Below are 13,294 nucleotides of genomic sequence, written 5' to 3'. Positions count from 1 at the left end.
GCCCCGGCGGCGGCGTCGTCTCCAACTGCAGCGGCATCGCCCAGAACAACTGGCAATTCACCCAGATCACGGCAACCTTCACCGGGTAGCCGCGAAGAAACACCCGACAGGGGGCCGGCCCTACAGGGCCAGCCCCCTGCGGTCTGGATGGCGGCCCAGCCAGGCCGTGTAGCGGTCGTTCTTGCGCACCGCGTCGGCGTACGCCTCGATCGCATACGCCCAGACCTGTCCCGCGACGTCGGCCGCCGCCCCGTCGGGCAGCCAGCCGAGCATCTGCCGCCAGTGCAGCGGCGCACCCACGATCGGCACCGCGGCCAGCCCGGCCATCGGCCGCAGCGTCGCCTGGCACAGGCCGACGGCGTCGCCGGACTCGATCAGGTCGATCGCGCCGCGGACCTCGGTCTCGAAGAGCACCTTCGGCGTGAAGCCGGCCCTGGCGCAGGCCGCCGCGTGGCAGGCCGAGAAGCAGCCGTCACCCGGCGCCGCGACCCATTGGGCGTCGGCGAGCTCGGCCAGGTCGACCTCGTCGCGGTCGGCGAGGGGGTGCCCCTCCGGCAGCAGCAGGAACACCGGGTCGGCGGCCACGACCCGCCAGGCCAGGCCGTTGTCCGTCGCGGGTGGCGCGTCGCCGCAGGCGCCCACGAGGACGAAGTCGAGCTTGCCGGCGAGGACCTGGTCGCCGAGCTCCGATGCCGACCACGACGCGTGCGTGCTCACCTGGGCGCCCGGATGGTTGCTGCTGATGCGGTGGACCAGGCCGCCGAGGATCGGCCCGTTGACCGCGCCGATCCGGTACCGCCCGGCGGGGTCCTTCGTGCTGGCCAGCCGGGTTGCCTCGTCCTGCAGGCCTTTCACCGCCGGCAGCAGCACCCTCGCCCGGGCGAGCACCAGCTCACCCAGCGGCGTCGCCCGGGCCCCGCGCCGGTCCCGCTCGAACAGCAGCCCGCCGAGTGCGCGCTCGATGCGCTGCAACTGTGCGGTCAACGCCGGCTGGGCAAGCCCCAGCACCGAGGCGGCCTTGGTGACACTGCCGGCATCCGCGATCGCGCACACGACTCGCAGGTGCCGCAGCTCCAGATCCATATGCAGACGGTAGGACGTCTACCGGATGGTGAGAAGAGCCCCGAGCCATCGAGACTCACCGTTTTCGCAGATCGACACATCATCGAAACACGCCTGTCGATTGCCGGTATACCCCCCAGGGGTATATGGTCGTGCTATGGAAACACCGTCCCTGACGCGGCAGGCGATCACCGCGACGCTGCACTGCCTCACCGGCTGCGCGATCGGCGAGGTCCTCGGCATGGTGCTCGCACCGCGTTCGGCTGGGGCAACCTGGCCACGGTCGTGCTGTCGGTCGCCCTCGCGTTCGTGTTCGGCTACGCACTCACCCTGCGCTCGGTCCTCGCCGCCGGACTGGCGCTCGGCGCCGCGGTCACGGTCACCCTGGCCGCCGACACCGCCTCGATCGCCACGATGGAGGTCGTCGACAACGCCGTCATCCTCGCCGTCCCCGGCGCCATGGCGGCGGGCCTGTCCAGCGCCCTGTTCTGGCTCACGCTGGCGTTCTCCCTCGCGGTGGCGTTCGTGGTGACGGTCCCGGTCAACCGGTTCCTGATCGCCCGCGGGCGCGGGCACGCGGTCGTCCACCAGCACCACGACCACTCGGCCCACGACCACTCGGCCCACGACCACTCGGCCCACGACCACTCGGCCCAGCACCCGGCGGACCACTGAGTCGTAGGCTGGGTGGGTGCCCTCCCCCCGCCGCTGGTGCGCCGGTGCCGCCACCGCGCTCGCGGCGACCGGCGCGATCGGGCTGGCCGTCTCCGTGGCCGGCTCGGCGCCGTGGCGCTACGTGAGCGAGTCCGGCGTCGCCGGCGCACCGCACCCGACGCTCTACCGGGTCAGCATGCTGGTCCTGGCGGCGTCCCTCGCGCTGCTCGCCGTGCCGGCCAGGCACACCGGAACAACACGGTTGCTCCTGCCCGGCCGGCTCGCCACCGCGGTGCCGGCCGGCCTGGCCGCCGCCGCGCTCGCGCTCGCCGCTCCCCTGGCCGCCCTGTCCGGCGCAGTCACCTGCTCCCCCGGCTGCCCGCTGCCACCGTATGAGTCGCCGCAGCCACGGGACCTGATCCACGCCACCGGCGCGATCGGCGCGCTGCTGCTCTGTGCGCTCGCGATCCTGGTGTACGCCACCCAGCCCGACGCCACCACACTGCGCCGGGCGGGGCGCCTCGGGGTGCTCCTGGCCTTCCCGCCGCTGATCCTGTCCGCGATCGGCATCCTGCTCCTCGGCCGTGGCCTGTTCACGGGCCTGATGGAGCGCGCCGCCCTCGCCGCCGTCTCGGCCTGGCTGGTGCACACCGCCTCGGTGCACCTGCGCGCGAAACCGTGACCCGGACGGTCGTCGTCACCGGCGGCAGCGCCGGCATCGGCCTCGCCGCGGCCAGGCGCTTCGCCGCCGCCGGCGACCGGGTGATCCTCCTCGGCCGCCACGAGGGCCGCCTGGCCGCCGCGCTGGAAGCGGTCCGCGCGGCCGGCGCCCAGGATCCAGTCGCGATCCGGTCCGACTTCGCCGACCCGACCCAGGTCCGCGCCGCCGCCGCCCGGGTCGTCGCCGCCTGCGACCGCGTCGACGTGCTGGTCAACAACGCCGGCGGCCTGTTCCGGGGCGCGACCTGCCTGCGGGTCAATCACCTGGCCGGCTTCGAACTGGCGCACCTGCTGCTCGGCCACCTGACGGCCGCCGCCCGCCCGGGCCACCCGGCCCGCCTGATCACGACCGCCTCGCTCGCCGAGGCCTGGGGCGTCCTGGACGTCGACCGGCCGCTGCGCGAGTCGCTGTGGCATCGCAGCCGCTGGCTCGCGTACGGCTCCTCGAAGCAGGCCAACATCCTGTTCACCCTGGAGGCCGCGCGCCGCTGGACCCCGCTGGGCGTCCTGCCGACGGCGTTCTTCCCGGGGCTCGTGCGGAGCCGGTTCGCCGCGACCAGCCCGCTGTTCATGCTCGGGAAGCTGATCCCGGTGCTCTTCGCCTCCCCGTCCCGCGCGATCGACACCCTGCTCTGGCTCGCGGACGCGCCGGAGTCCGAGCTGTCCCCGGGCGGCTACTACTTCCTGCGCCAGCCCTTCGCCGCCACGCCCCGGGCAACGTCGCCGCGGCGCGCTGCCCGGCTCTGGGAGTCCTCCCTCACCGCCGCGAAGCTCACGTAGCCACCGGCACGCGGCGGCGGGCGCCGCGTCCCGGCACCGGCACGACGTCGCGCGGGGCGATCTCGTCGTGGCCGGACTCGCAGACCAGCACCGCGTGCACGGGCGCGCCGCAGCCGCGGTGGATCGTGTCCAGCGGCGGACCCTCCGGGCCGGCCAGGTACCGGTCGCCCCACTCGCGGACGGCGACGAGCAGCGGGTACAGGTCGAAGCCCTTCTCGGTGATCCGGTATTCGTCGCGGGCCCGCGAGCCGGGCTCCCGGTAGGGCACGCGGCGCAGGACGCCGTTGTCGACGAGCATGCCGAGCCGGTTGGTGAGCACCTGGCGAGGGATGCCGGTGCGCTCGCGCATGTCGTCGAAGCGATGGATGCCGTTGAAGACCTCGCGCAGCACCACGACGGTCCACTTCTCGCCGAGGATCGCCATCGCCGCGCCGATGGTGCAGTTGTCAACCGACCAGTCCAGTGCCGCAGGTCTCATCCTGAAAGGCTAACCCGCACCTGAGTCTGATTGACAGATCCAGCTGTCGGCCGCCAGGCTGCATCTATGACGCAGACTCAGGATGAGGTTCGCAGCCGCACGTTCACCTGGTCCGACCCGATGCTCAACGCGGCCGAGCTGGGCCGCCGCAGCGGCCTGGAGCTGCTGCAGGCGATGGCCCGGGGCGAGCTGCCCGCGCCGCCGATCACGCACCTCATGGGCGCCGGGCGGATCGAGGCGGAGCTGGGCCGGGTCGTCGTGACGCTCGAGCCCCAGGAGTTCCACTACAACCCGCTCGGCAGCGTGCACGGCGGGGTGCTCGCCACGCTGCTCGACACGGCCGCGGCCTGCGCCGTGCACTCCACGCTGCCGGTCGGCGTCGGGTACACCTCGCTCGACCTCACCACGAAGTTCCTGCGTCCGGCGTCGATCGCGTCCGGCGTCCTGACCTGCGAGGGGACCGTGCTGTCCAAGGGGCGGCGGACCGCGCTGGCGCAGGCGGTGATCACCGACGCCCGCGGCGGGATGGTCGCACACGCCACCTCCACCTGCATGCTGTTCGAGCTGGGCTGAACGTGATCGGCACCACGCTGCGTAGGCACTGACCAGCGAAGAGTGTCCAACCTGGTGACAACGCTCCAACACGGTCTGCTGAACCATGGATCACGGCGAGTCGTCGACCCATGGAAGGGGACCGAATGCCAAGCAGACACCGGAGCGCAGTGGGTGCCGCCGCAGCAGCGATCATCTCGATCGCGGGTGTGGCCGTCCCAGGCGTGCCGGCAGCCGCGGCATCACCGACAGCTTCGGCCACCGACCATCTGACCCGCGTCATCGTCGCGTATGACGACGCCGTCGCGGCCGCCCGCGCGGTCGACCGCGCCGGCGGGAAGGTCGGCCGGCCGTTGTCGATCGTGGAGAGCTTCGCGGCTGAGGTACCGAACACCCAACTGTCCGCCCTGAGGACCGCACCCGGCGTGCGCTCCGTGACCCTCGACGGCGAGGTGGCGCTCCAGGCCGAACGATGGCGCGCCGACGGCGACGCCAACTCCATGTTCAGCGTCGTGCGCGCGACCGGCGCGCTGGACGTGTGGAAGAAGGACGACGCCAACGGCAAGCCGATCGGCGGCACCGGCGTCGGCATCGCCCTGATCGACTCCGGCGTCTCGCAGGTCGCCGGGCTCAACGACCCGAGCCGGATCATCAACGGCCCGGACCTGTCGTTCGAGTCGCAGTCGCCCAACCTGCGCTACGCCGACACATTCGGGCACGGCACCCACATGGCCGGGCTGATCGCCGGCCGCGACCCCGGCACCAACTTCCGGACCGTCGACTCCCCGACCAACTTCACCGGCATGGCGCCCACCTCGACGCTGATCAGCGTCAAGGTCGCCACCGCCGACGGCGCCACCGACGTCTCCCAGGTCATCGCCGGGATCGACTGGGTCGTCACGCATCGCAACGACGCCGGGCTCAACATCAAGGTGCTGAACCTGTCGTTCGGCACCGACACGTATCAGGACGAGAAGCTCGACCCGCTCTCCCACGCGGTCGAGGCGGCCTGGAAGAAGGGCATCACGGTCGTGGTCTCCGCCGGCAACGACGGCAAGACCCGCACCGCGCTGTCGATGCCGGCGGCCAACCCGTATGTCATCGCGGTCGGCGCCGCCGACTCGAAGGGCACCGAATCGCGCACGGACGACGTCCTGGCCGACTTCAGTACCCGCGGCAACACCACCCGCTCCGCCGACCTGACCGCCCCCGGACGGTCGATCGTCGGGCTGCGCGACCCGGGCTCCTACGTCGACGTCAACTACCCGACCGGGCTCGTGCCCGGCGACACGACCGGCCGGTACTTCCGCGGCAGTGGCAGCTCACAGGCCGCCGCCATCACCTCCGGCGCCGCGGCACTGCTGCTGCAGCAGCGCCCCAACCTCACCCCCGACCAGGTCAAGAAGCTGCTCGTCAGCACCGCCGACGCGATGACCGCCGGCGACGTCCTGGGCCGCGGGTCCGGCCAGCTCAACATCAAGAAGGCCATCGAGGCGCCGACCCCCACCGCCACCCAGACCTGGGCGGCGTCGACCGGCACCGGCTCGCTGGAGTCCTCCCGCGGCTCCGCGCACGTCTCGGACCCGGTCACCGGCGCCGACCTGACCGGCGAGAAAGACATCATGGGCCGCCCCTGGACCGGCACCAACTGGGCCAAGGCGGCCACCGCTGGCACCGCGTGGACCGGCGGCACCTGGAACGGCGCCACCTGGACCGGCACCGCGCTGAGCGGCACCAGCACCACCGGCCGCAGCTGGGTCGCGGTCGGCTGGACCGGCACCAACTGGACCGGTCGCTCCTGGACCGGGCGCTCCTGGAGCAGTGCCGTCTGGGACGGCCGCACATGGAGTGGTCGAACTTGGTCAGGTAGCACGTGGAGCGGCCGAACTTGGAGTGGAAGCTACTGGTCCGCCTCCATCTGGCAGTAACCGTACTAAGAAGGCGATTCCGGGACGGTCATGAAGAAAGCACGTGCGTGGAATCGCCCGGACGCCCGGGTGGCGGCGCTCAGCCTCTGGCTGTGCGTCGCCACCGTCGTCGCGCACGGCCTCCGTATCCAGCACGGCGGCCTGCCCGCCAGCCCCGACGCGCTGCCGCTGGTCCTGCTCGGCGCCGCGTTCGCCGTCACCGAGGGCTTCGCCGTGCACATCCGGGTCCGCCGCGGCGGGCACGCGATGAGCCTCAGCGAGATCCCCATGGTCCTCGGCCTGCTGTCGATCGACCCGACGCTCCTGCTCGTCGTGCGGCTCCTCGGCGGCGGCCTCGGCCTCGTCCTCCTGCGCGGCCAGCGCGGCGTGAAGCTCGGCTTCAACGTCGCCCTGCTCGGCGTGCAGACCACCGCCTCGTCGGTGATGCTGCGGAGCCTCGCCGGCTCCGAACCCGGCGACGTCGGCCCGATGCAGTGGCTCTACGTCCTGCTCGTCATGATCCTCTCCGACGTCATCGCGGCCGTCCTCGTCACCGCCGTCATCGCGCTGCACGATGACCCGAGCGAGTGGAAACGCCTGCCCAACGCGCTGCAGAGCCTGCCGCTGGTCGCGATCACCACCAGCATCGGCCTGATCAGCACCCTCGCCATCGACCGCGATCCGCGGGCCATCGCCCTGCTCGCGATCGTCTCGGCGGTCACGTACAAGGCCTACCGCTCCTTTGTCAGCCAGAGCCAGGGGCACGAGCAGGTCGAGGAGCTCTACGCCTTCACCCGCGCCCTCGACGGCGTCCTGGACACCGGCGGCGTCGCCCGCATCGTGCTCGAACAGGCCCGCGACCAGCTGCGCGCCGAACGCGCCGAGCTGATCATGCCCGGCCCGGACGGCACCCAGGTCCGGATGCGCATGCACGGCCGGCACCAGCTCGACACCACCGTCCTGGACGTCCTGCCCGAGACCGCGTGGTGGCAGCCGGCCCGGGGCGGTACACCTGTCCTGGTCGCCAAGGGCAGCCGGGTCGTCGGATCCATCGTCGACGGCATCGCGGTGCCCGTGCCGCTCAGCGACGGCGCCACCGGCGTGCTGTTCGTCGCCGACAGCCTCCCCGACATCCCGACCTTCGGCGAGCAGCACGTGCGGCTGTTCCAGGCGCTCGCCAACCACGCCAGCCTCTCCCTCACCAAGGCCAGGCTGCTGGACGAGCTGCGGCAGGAGGTCGCGCAGAAGGAACACCTGGCGCTGTACGACCCGCTCACCGGCCTGCCCAACCGGCAGCGCTTCCAGGCCCTCACCGACGAACTGCGGGCGCGGGGCATGCCGGTCGCGGTGCTGCTCATGGACCTGGACCGGTTCAAGGACGTCAACGACGCGCTCGGCCATGACATCGGCGACACGCTCCTGCGGCAGGTCGGCGACCGGCTCCAGGGCCGGCTCGGCGACCGCGGCACCGTCGCCCGCTTCGGCGGCGACGAGTTCGCCGTGCTCCTGCCCGGCATCCGCACCCGCGAGGTCGCCGTGTCCGTCGGCGACGACCTCGCCGCCGCCATGGAACAGCCGATCGCCATCGGCCACCTGCGCCTCAACGCCCGGGTCAGCATCGGCATCGCCCTCGCTCCCGAGCACGGCCAGGACGCGAAGACCCTCATCCAGCGCGCCGACGTCGCCATGTACGTGGCGAAGACGACCCGCACCGGCGTGCGCGTCTACCAGCCCGACGACGACCGCAACAGCCCGCGCCGGCTCGCCATGGTCGCCGACCTGCGCGAGGCCATCCAGCGCCACGACCTCGTCGTCGTCTTCCAGCCCAAGCTCGAGACCGCCACCGGCATCGTCCGCGGCGCCGAGGCTCTCGCCCGCTGGCACCACCCCGCGCACGGCTTCGTCCCGCCTGACGAGTTCATCCCCCTCGCCGAGACCTCCGGCCTGATCCGGCCGCTGACCCTGCACGTGCTGGAGGTCTCCCTGCGCCGCTGCGCGTCCTGGCGCCGCATGGGCCACGACATGCACGTCGCGGTCAACCTCTCGCCCAACAGCCTGCACGAGGCCGACCTGGCCGACATCGTCGCCCGGCTCCTCGGCCAGGCCGGCGTACCGGCGAGCGCCCTGACCCTGGAGATCACCGAGAGCAGCATCATGGACGATCCCGCCGGCAGCCTCGTCACCCTCGACCGCCTGCACGCCCTCGGGGTCAAGCTCTCCATCGACGACTTCGGCACCGGGTACTCGTCGCTCGGCCGCCTCCGCGAGCTCCCCATCCACGAGATGAAGATCGACAAGTCCTTCGTCCAGCGGATCGCCGTCGACCACCGCGACCGGGCGGTCGTGCGCTCCGCCGTACAACTCGGACACGCCCTGGACCTCGAGGTCGTCGCCGAGGGCGTCGAGGACGAACCGACCCTCAACCACCTGCGCCTGGAGGGCTGCAACCTGGTCCAGGGCTACTTCATCTCCAAGCCCCTGCCGGCCGACGAGTTCGCCGACTGGCTGGCCGCACGGGTGCCGCAACTCGGACAGGCATAACCTTCTCCCGCATGTGCACCGTGCTCCTCCGCTTCGACCCCGCCGCCCCCTGGCCCGTCCTGCTGGCCGCGGTCCGCGACGAGTACCTGGCCCGCCCCTGGGAGCCGCCCGCCGAGCACTGGCCGGGCCGCTGGGGAGGCCGGGACAGCACCGGCGGCGGCACCTGGCTCGCCGTCGACCCGGCCGGCCTGGTGGTGACGGCCCTGCTCAACGGCTTCCCGCACCTGCCACCCCTCGGCGACCGCCCGACCCGGGGCACCCTGCCCCTGGGACCCCTGCCCGCCGACTTCTCCGGATTTGACGCCTTCCATCTGGTACGCGCGACGCCCACCGAGGTCACCGTCCTGTCCTGGAACGGCACCGACCTCGCCCAGCAGACCCTGTCCCCCGGCGACCACGTGATCGTCAACCAGGGCGTCGACGTCAACGCCTTCGCCCCGCTGCGCGCCGCCGCCAGCCCCGACCCCGTGCCGGGCCTCTCCACCGCCGACGCCTGGGGCGACTGGGTGCCCCTGCTGGCCGGCGGCACCTTCACGGGGGTAGCCCCGCGCCCCCTGCTGGTCCATCACTCGGTCGACGGCCTGGAGTACGGCTCCGGTTCCGCCAGCCTGGTCGCACTGGGCCACGACACCGCCCGCTACGACTTCGCCACCACCCCCGGCCTCACCGCCACCTGGCACGAGATCCCCCTCCCCGATCGGCGCTAGACGAACGAACGATGCTCGGCGGCTACCACGGGGCCACCTACTACCTCGCCAGTTCGGTCCCCGGCGAGCGGGTCGAGCTACCACCCACGCTCTATCGGGTGCTGCATCAGGTGGTCGACGCGCTGAGGCAGGGCCTCGCGGTCACCGTGGTGCCGCACTCGCAGACGCTGACCACCCAGCAGGCCGCGGACCTGCTGGGGGTCGGCCGCCCAACGGTGATCAAGCTGCTCGACAGCGGCAGGTATGCGGCGCTGGAGGCCACGGCGGTCGACCTCGACGACGAGAGCGATCTCGAATCGACGCTGAGCGAGCTGCGGGAGGCCCGCCGGGCCGTGGCCGCCCGCCGTCGCGCCGGCACCACGTGACCGTCGGTGTTGACGGCCCTGCTGCCGCTGTCGTCGGCGGCGTTGCTCCGGCCGTGAGCGTGCCGGTGGCGGGGATGGACTCACAGGTGGCGCACAGGTCGGACCCAAGGTGCTGGCAGGGGCGGGTCGCAGTCTCGGCTGCATGACGACGACGCTGAGCCGCACCGCTGCGATTCCCCACGCACCCACGGACACGCCGCCGCGGGACCCGGTCTGGGTCCGGACGGCACTGGGGGTGCTGCTGGTCGGCACGCTGGTGGCGTACGTGTGGAACCTCGGTGCCTCCGGGTGGGGCAACGCCTTCTACGCCGCGGCGGCGCAGGCCGGGTCCGAGAGCTGGAAGGCGTGGTTCTTCGGCTCTTCGGACGCGTCCAACTTCATCACCGTGGACAAGACCCCGGCGGCGTTGTGGGTGACCGGGCTGTCGGTGCGGATCTTCGGGCTCAGCTCGTGGAGCATCCTCGTGCCGCAGGCGCTGATCGGGGTGGCGACGGTCGGCCTGCTGTACCTGACGGTCCGCCGCTGGCACGGGCCGGCGGCCGGGCTGCTCGCCGGTGCGGTGCTCGCGACGACGCCGATCGCCACGCTGATGTTCCGGTTCAACAACCCCGACGCGCTGCTCATGCTGCTGCTCGTGGCCGGCGTCTACGGCATGGTCCGGGCGCTGGAGCGGGGCAGCACCTGGTGGCTGGTGTTCGCCGCGAGCAGCGTCGGCTTCGGGTTCCTGACCAAGATGCTGCAGGCGCTGCTGGTGGTGCCCGCGTTCGTGCTGGCGTACCTGCTGTTCGCGCCGGCCGGCTGGGGGCGCCGGGTCGTGCAGCTGCTGATCGCCGGCGCGGCGCTGGTCGTCTCGGCCGGGTGGTGGGTCGCGGTCGTCGAGCTGACCCCGGCGTCGTGGCGGCCCTACGTCGGCGGGTCGCAGACCAACTCGATCCTGGAGTTGACGCTCGGCTACAACGGCCTCGGCCGCATCACCGGCAACGAGACCGGCAGCGTCGGCGGGGGTGGCGGGGGCGGTGGCAACGGCGGCGGCTGGGGCGCGACCGGCTGGTCGCGGATGTTCGACGGGCAGACCGGCGGGCAGGCGTCGTGGCTGCTGCCGGCGGCGCTGATCTTCCTGGTCGCGGGCCTGGTCTGGTCGACGCGGAAGGCCGCCTACGTCCTGTGGGGCGGCTGGCTGGTGGTGACCGCCGTCGTCTTCAGCACCATGCAGGGCATCTTCCACGACTACTACACCATCGCCCTGGCACCAGCGATCGGCGCGCTGGTCGCGATGGGCTCGGTGACCCTGTGGCGCCGGCGCGACAACCTCCTCGCGCTGCTCACTCTCGCCTCGACGGTCGCGGTCAGCGGGATCTGGTCGTACGTCCTGCTCGCCCGCGCCACCGACTTCCACCCGTGGCTGCGCGTCGCGGTCCTGCTCGCCGGCGCGGCGGGCGCGGTGGGGCTGCTGGTCAGCCAGCAGCTCGGCCGGGTCATCGGGCGGCGGGTCGGGCTCGCGGCCGCGGTGGCGGCGCTGTTCGCGCTGCTCGGCGGGCCCGTCGCGTACTCGATGAACACCGTCGCCACGCCGCACAGCGGCTCGATCGTCACGGCCGGCCCGGCGGTGGCCGGCTCGTCCTTCGGCGGCGGCCGCGGCGGCATGGGCGGCGGCGGTTTCCGCAACGGCGGCACGCCCCCCGGCGGCACCGGTCCCGGCGGCATACCCCCCGGCGGCGGCATCGCACCCGGAGCCGGCACCGCACCCGGAGCCGGCACCACGACCGGCACCTTCCCCGGCGGCGGGCAGCGCGGCGGCATGGGGGGCGGCGGCATGGGCGGCCTGCTCAACGCCACCACCCCGAGCGCGGAGCTCGTCGCGCTGCTGCGGGACAACGCGTCGGACTACACCTGGGTCGGCGCGGCCGTCGGGTCCAACAGCGCCTCCGGATACCAGCTGGCCACGCAGCTGCCCGTGATGGCGATCGGCGGGTTCAACGGCAGCGACCCCGCGCCGAGCCTGGCGCAGTTCCAGCAGTACGTCGCGAACGGCCAGATCCACTACTTCATCGGCGGCGCCGGCGTCGGCGGGCGCAGCAACGGCGGCAGCAGCGTCAGCGCCGAGATCGCCACGTGGGTCGCGGCCAACTACACCGCGCAGACGGTCGGCGGCGTCACGGTGTACGACCTGTCGTAACGCACGTCCACAAAAGCACGTCCACAAAGGGGTCGCCTCAACCGAGGCGGCCCCTTTTCACAGGTGGGGCACAGGATCGCCACAAGGTGCCGGAAGCTGCGGACCCGACCTTGGTGACATGACCACAACGACGCTCCCGCGCGCAGCAGCCATCGCCGACCTGACCGCCACCACCGCGGTCCTCGACGTCGTCGTCCCCGTCCACAACGAGGAGCGCGACCTCGGCCCGTGCGTGCGCCGGCTGCACGCCCACCTCGCCGCGACGTTCCCGTACCCCTTTCGGATCACCGTCGCCGACAACGCCAGCACCGACGGGACCCTCGCGGTCGCCACCGGACTGGCCGGCGAGCTGCCCGGCGTCGAGGTGCTGCACCTGACCGAGAAGGGCCGCGGGCGGGCGCTGCGGGCCGCGTGGGACGCCTCCGACGCGCCGGTGCTCGCCTATATGGACGTGGACCTCAGTACCGATCTCAACGCGCTGCTGCCGCTGGTCGCGCCGCTGCTGTCCGGGCACTCGGACGTGTCGGTCGGGACCCGGCTGGCCCGCAGCTCCCGGGTGGTCCGGGGCGCGAAGCGGCAGTTCATCTCCCGCTCCTACAACCTGCTGCTGCGCGGGACGCTGCAGGTCGGCTTCTCCGACGCGCAGTGCGGCTTCAAGGCGATCCGCAAGGACGTCGCCGAGCAGCTGCTGCCGCTGGTCGAGGACACCGGCTGGTTCTTCGACACGGAGCTGCTGGTGCTCGCCCAGCGGGCCGGGCTGCGCATCCACGAAGTCCCGGTCGACTGGGTCGACGACCCGGACAGCCGCGTCGACATCGTCTCGACCGCCGTCGCCGACCTCAAGGGCATCGCCCGGCTCGGCCGGGGGCTGCTCAACGGGACGCTGCCACTGCAGTCGCTGCGTTCGAAGTTCGGCCGGGAGCCGCTCGTCGCGGCGGGCGTACCGGCGGCGATGCCGTCGCAGCTGCTGCGCTTCGCCGCGATCGGGGTGCTGTCCACGGCCGCGTACCTGCTGCTGTTCGCGCTCCTGCGGCCGGCGACCGGGGCGCAGGCGGCGAACTTCACGGCCCTGCTCGTCACCGCCGTCGGTAACACCGCGCTCAACCGGCGGCTGACGTTCGCCGTGCGGGGCGCCGCGAACGCCGGGCGACACCAGGCGCAGGGCCTGCTGCTGTTCGCGCTCGGGCTGGCGCTCACCTCCGGCTCGCTGCTGCTGCTGGCGGCGGTCGCGCCGGTACACCCGCACCTGCTGGAGGTGACGGTCCTGGTGATCGCCAACCTGACCGCGACCGTGCTGCGCTTCGTGCTGATGCGGGTGTGGGTGTTCCGCAAGGCCTGATACCGTCAAATGT

The 13,294-nt window shown here is 72.6% G+C and carries 12 protein-coding genes; 10 read left to right on the top strand and 2 right to left on the bottom strand.

Annotated elements, in window-relative coordinates; genetic code table 11:
* Positions 1–120 precede the first annotated feature (120 nt).
* On the bottom strand, positions 121–1,083 hold the full coding sequence (locus tag AB0K00_RS22165) for a LysR family transcriptional regulator (protein ID WP_363523383.1): 963 nt from the start codon (positions 1,081–1,083) through the stop codon (positions 121–123).
* 264 nt (positions 1,084–1,347) lie between these two features.
* Between AB0K00_RS22165 and AB0K00_RS22160 the strand changes: the two genes are divergently transcribed.
* From AB0K00_RS22160 to AB0K00_RS22150, 3 genes are read left to right on the top strand one after another with little or no spacing between them, the layout of a single operon-like run.
* Positions 1,348–1,737, top strand: a complete 390-nt coding sequence (locus AB0K00_RS22160; RefSeq protein WP_363523382.1) for a DUF4396 domain-containing protein — start codon at positions 1,348–1,350, stop codon at positions 1,735–1,737.
* 16 nt (positions 1,738–1,753) lie between these two features.
* Positions 1,754–2,398, top strand: coding sequence for a DUF998 domain-containing protein (locus tag AB0K00_RS22155; RefSeq protein WP_363523381.1), 645 nt, complete (start codon positions 1,754–1,756; stop codon positions 2,396–2,398).
* Positions 2,395–3,216, top strand: coding sequence for an SDR family NAD(P)-dependent oxidoreductase (locus AB0K00_RS22150; protein ID WP_363523380.1), 822 nt, complete (start codon positions 2,395–2,397; stop codon positions 3,214–3,216). The genes AB0K00_RS22155 and AB0K00_RS22150 overlap by 4 nt, the downstream gene beginning before the upstream one ends.
* Here the strand turns inward: AB0K00_RS22150 and AB0K00_RS22145 are convergent.
* A complete protein-coding gene (locus AB0K00_RS22145; protein WP_363523379.1) occupies positions 3,209–3,694 on the bottom strand; it encodes a helix-turn-helix domain-containing protein in 486 nt (161 codons plus the stop codon). The genes AB0K00_RS22150 and AB0K00_RS22145 overlap by 8 nt on opposite strands.
* 66 nt (positions 3,695–3,760) lie before the next feature.
* Here AB0K00_RS22145 and AB0K00_RS22140 point away from each other — a divergent pair, with 66 nt between their 5' ends.
* The 7 genes from AB0K00_RS22140 (at position 3,761) to AB0K00_RS22110 (ending at position 13,281) form a co-directional block, all read left to right on the top strand.
* Positions 3,761–4,267, top strand: coding sequence for a PaaI family thioesterase (locus tag AB0K00_RS22140; RefSeq protein ID WP_363523378.1), 507 nt, complete (start codon positions 3,761–3,763; stop codon positions 4,265–4,267).
* A 188-nt stretch (positions 4,268–4,455) separates the two neighbouring features.
* Positions 4,456–6,174, top strand: coding sequence for a S8 family serine peptidase (locus AB0K00_RS22135; protein ID WP_363523377.1), 1,719 nt, complete (start codon positions 4,456–4,458; stop codon positions 6,172–6,174).
* Positions 6,175–6,204: 30 nt separating this feature from the next.
* Complete coding sequence (locus AB0K00_RS22130; protein ID WP_363523376.1) at positions 6,205–8,694, top strand: EAL domain-containing protein; 2,490 nt, start codon at positions 6,205–6,207, stop codon at positions 8,692–8,694.
* 11 nt (positions 8,695–8,705) lie between these two features.
* Positions 8,706–9,401, top strand: a complete 696-nt coding sequence (locus tag AB0K00_RS22125) for an NRDE family protein (protein ID WP_363523375.1) — start codon at positions 8,706–8,708, stop codon at positions 9,399–9,401.
* 11 nt (positions 9,402–9,412) lie between these two features.
* Positions 9,413–9,766: a helix-turn-helix domain-containing protein gene (locus tag AB0K00_RS22120; RefSeq protein WP_363523374.1), complete on the top strand. Its 354-nt coding sequence runs from the start codon at positions 9,413–9,415 to the stop codon at positions 9,764–9,766.
* Between the two features lie 142 nt (positions 9,767–9,908).
* Positions 9,909–11,942 (top strand): glycosyltransferase family 39 protein, encoded by a 2,034-nt coding sequence (locus AB0K00_RS22115; protein ID WP_363523373.1) that lies wholly within the window; start codon positions 9,909–9,911, stop codon positions 11,940–11,942.
* Between the two features lie 118 nt (positions 11,943–12,060).
* Positions 12,061–13,281, top strand: coding sequence for a glycosyltransferase (locus AB0K00_RS22110; RefSeq protein WP_363523372.1), 1,221 nt, complete (start codon positions 12,061–12,063; stop codon positions 13,279–13,281).
* Positions 13,282–13,294: the final 13 nt, after the last annotated feature.

It is taken from the genome of Dactylosporangium sp. NPDC049525 (genome assembly GCF_040676755.1).
GTDB lineage: Bacteria > Actinomycetota > Actinomycetes > Mycobacteriales > Micromonosporaceae > Dactylosporangium.
This window is presented reverse-complemented; position numbering and strand designations above follow the sequence as displayed.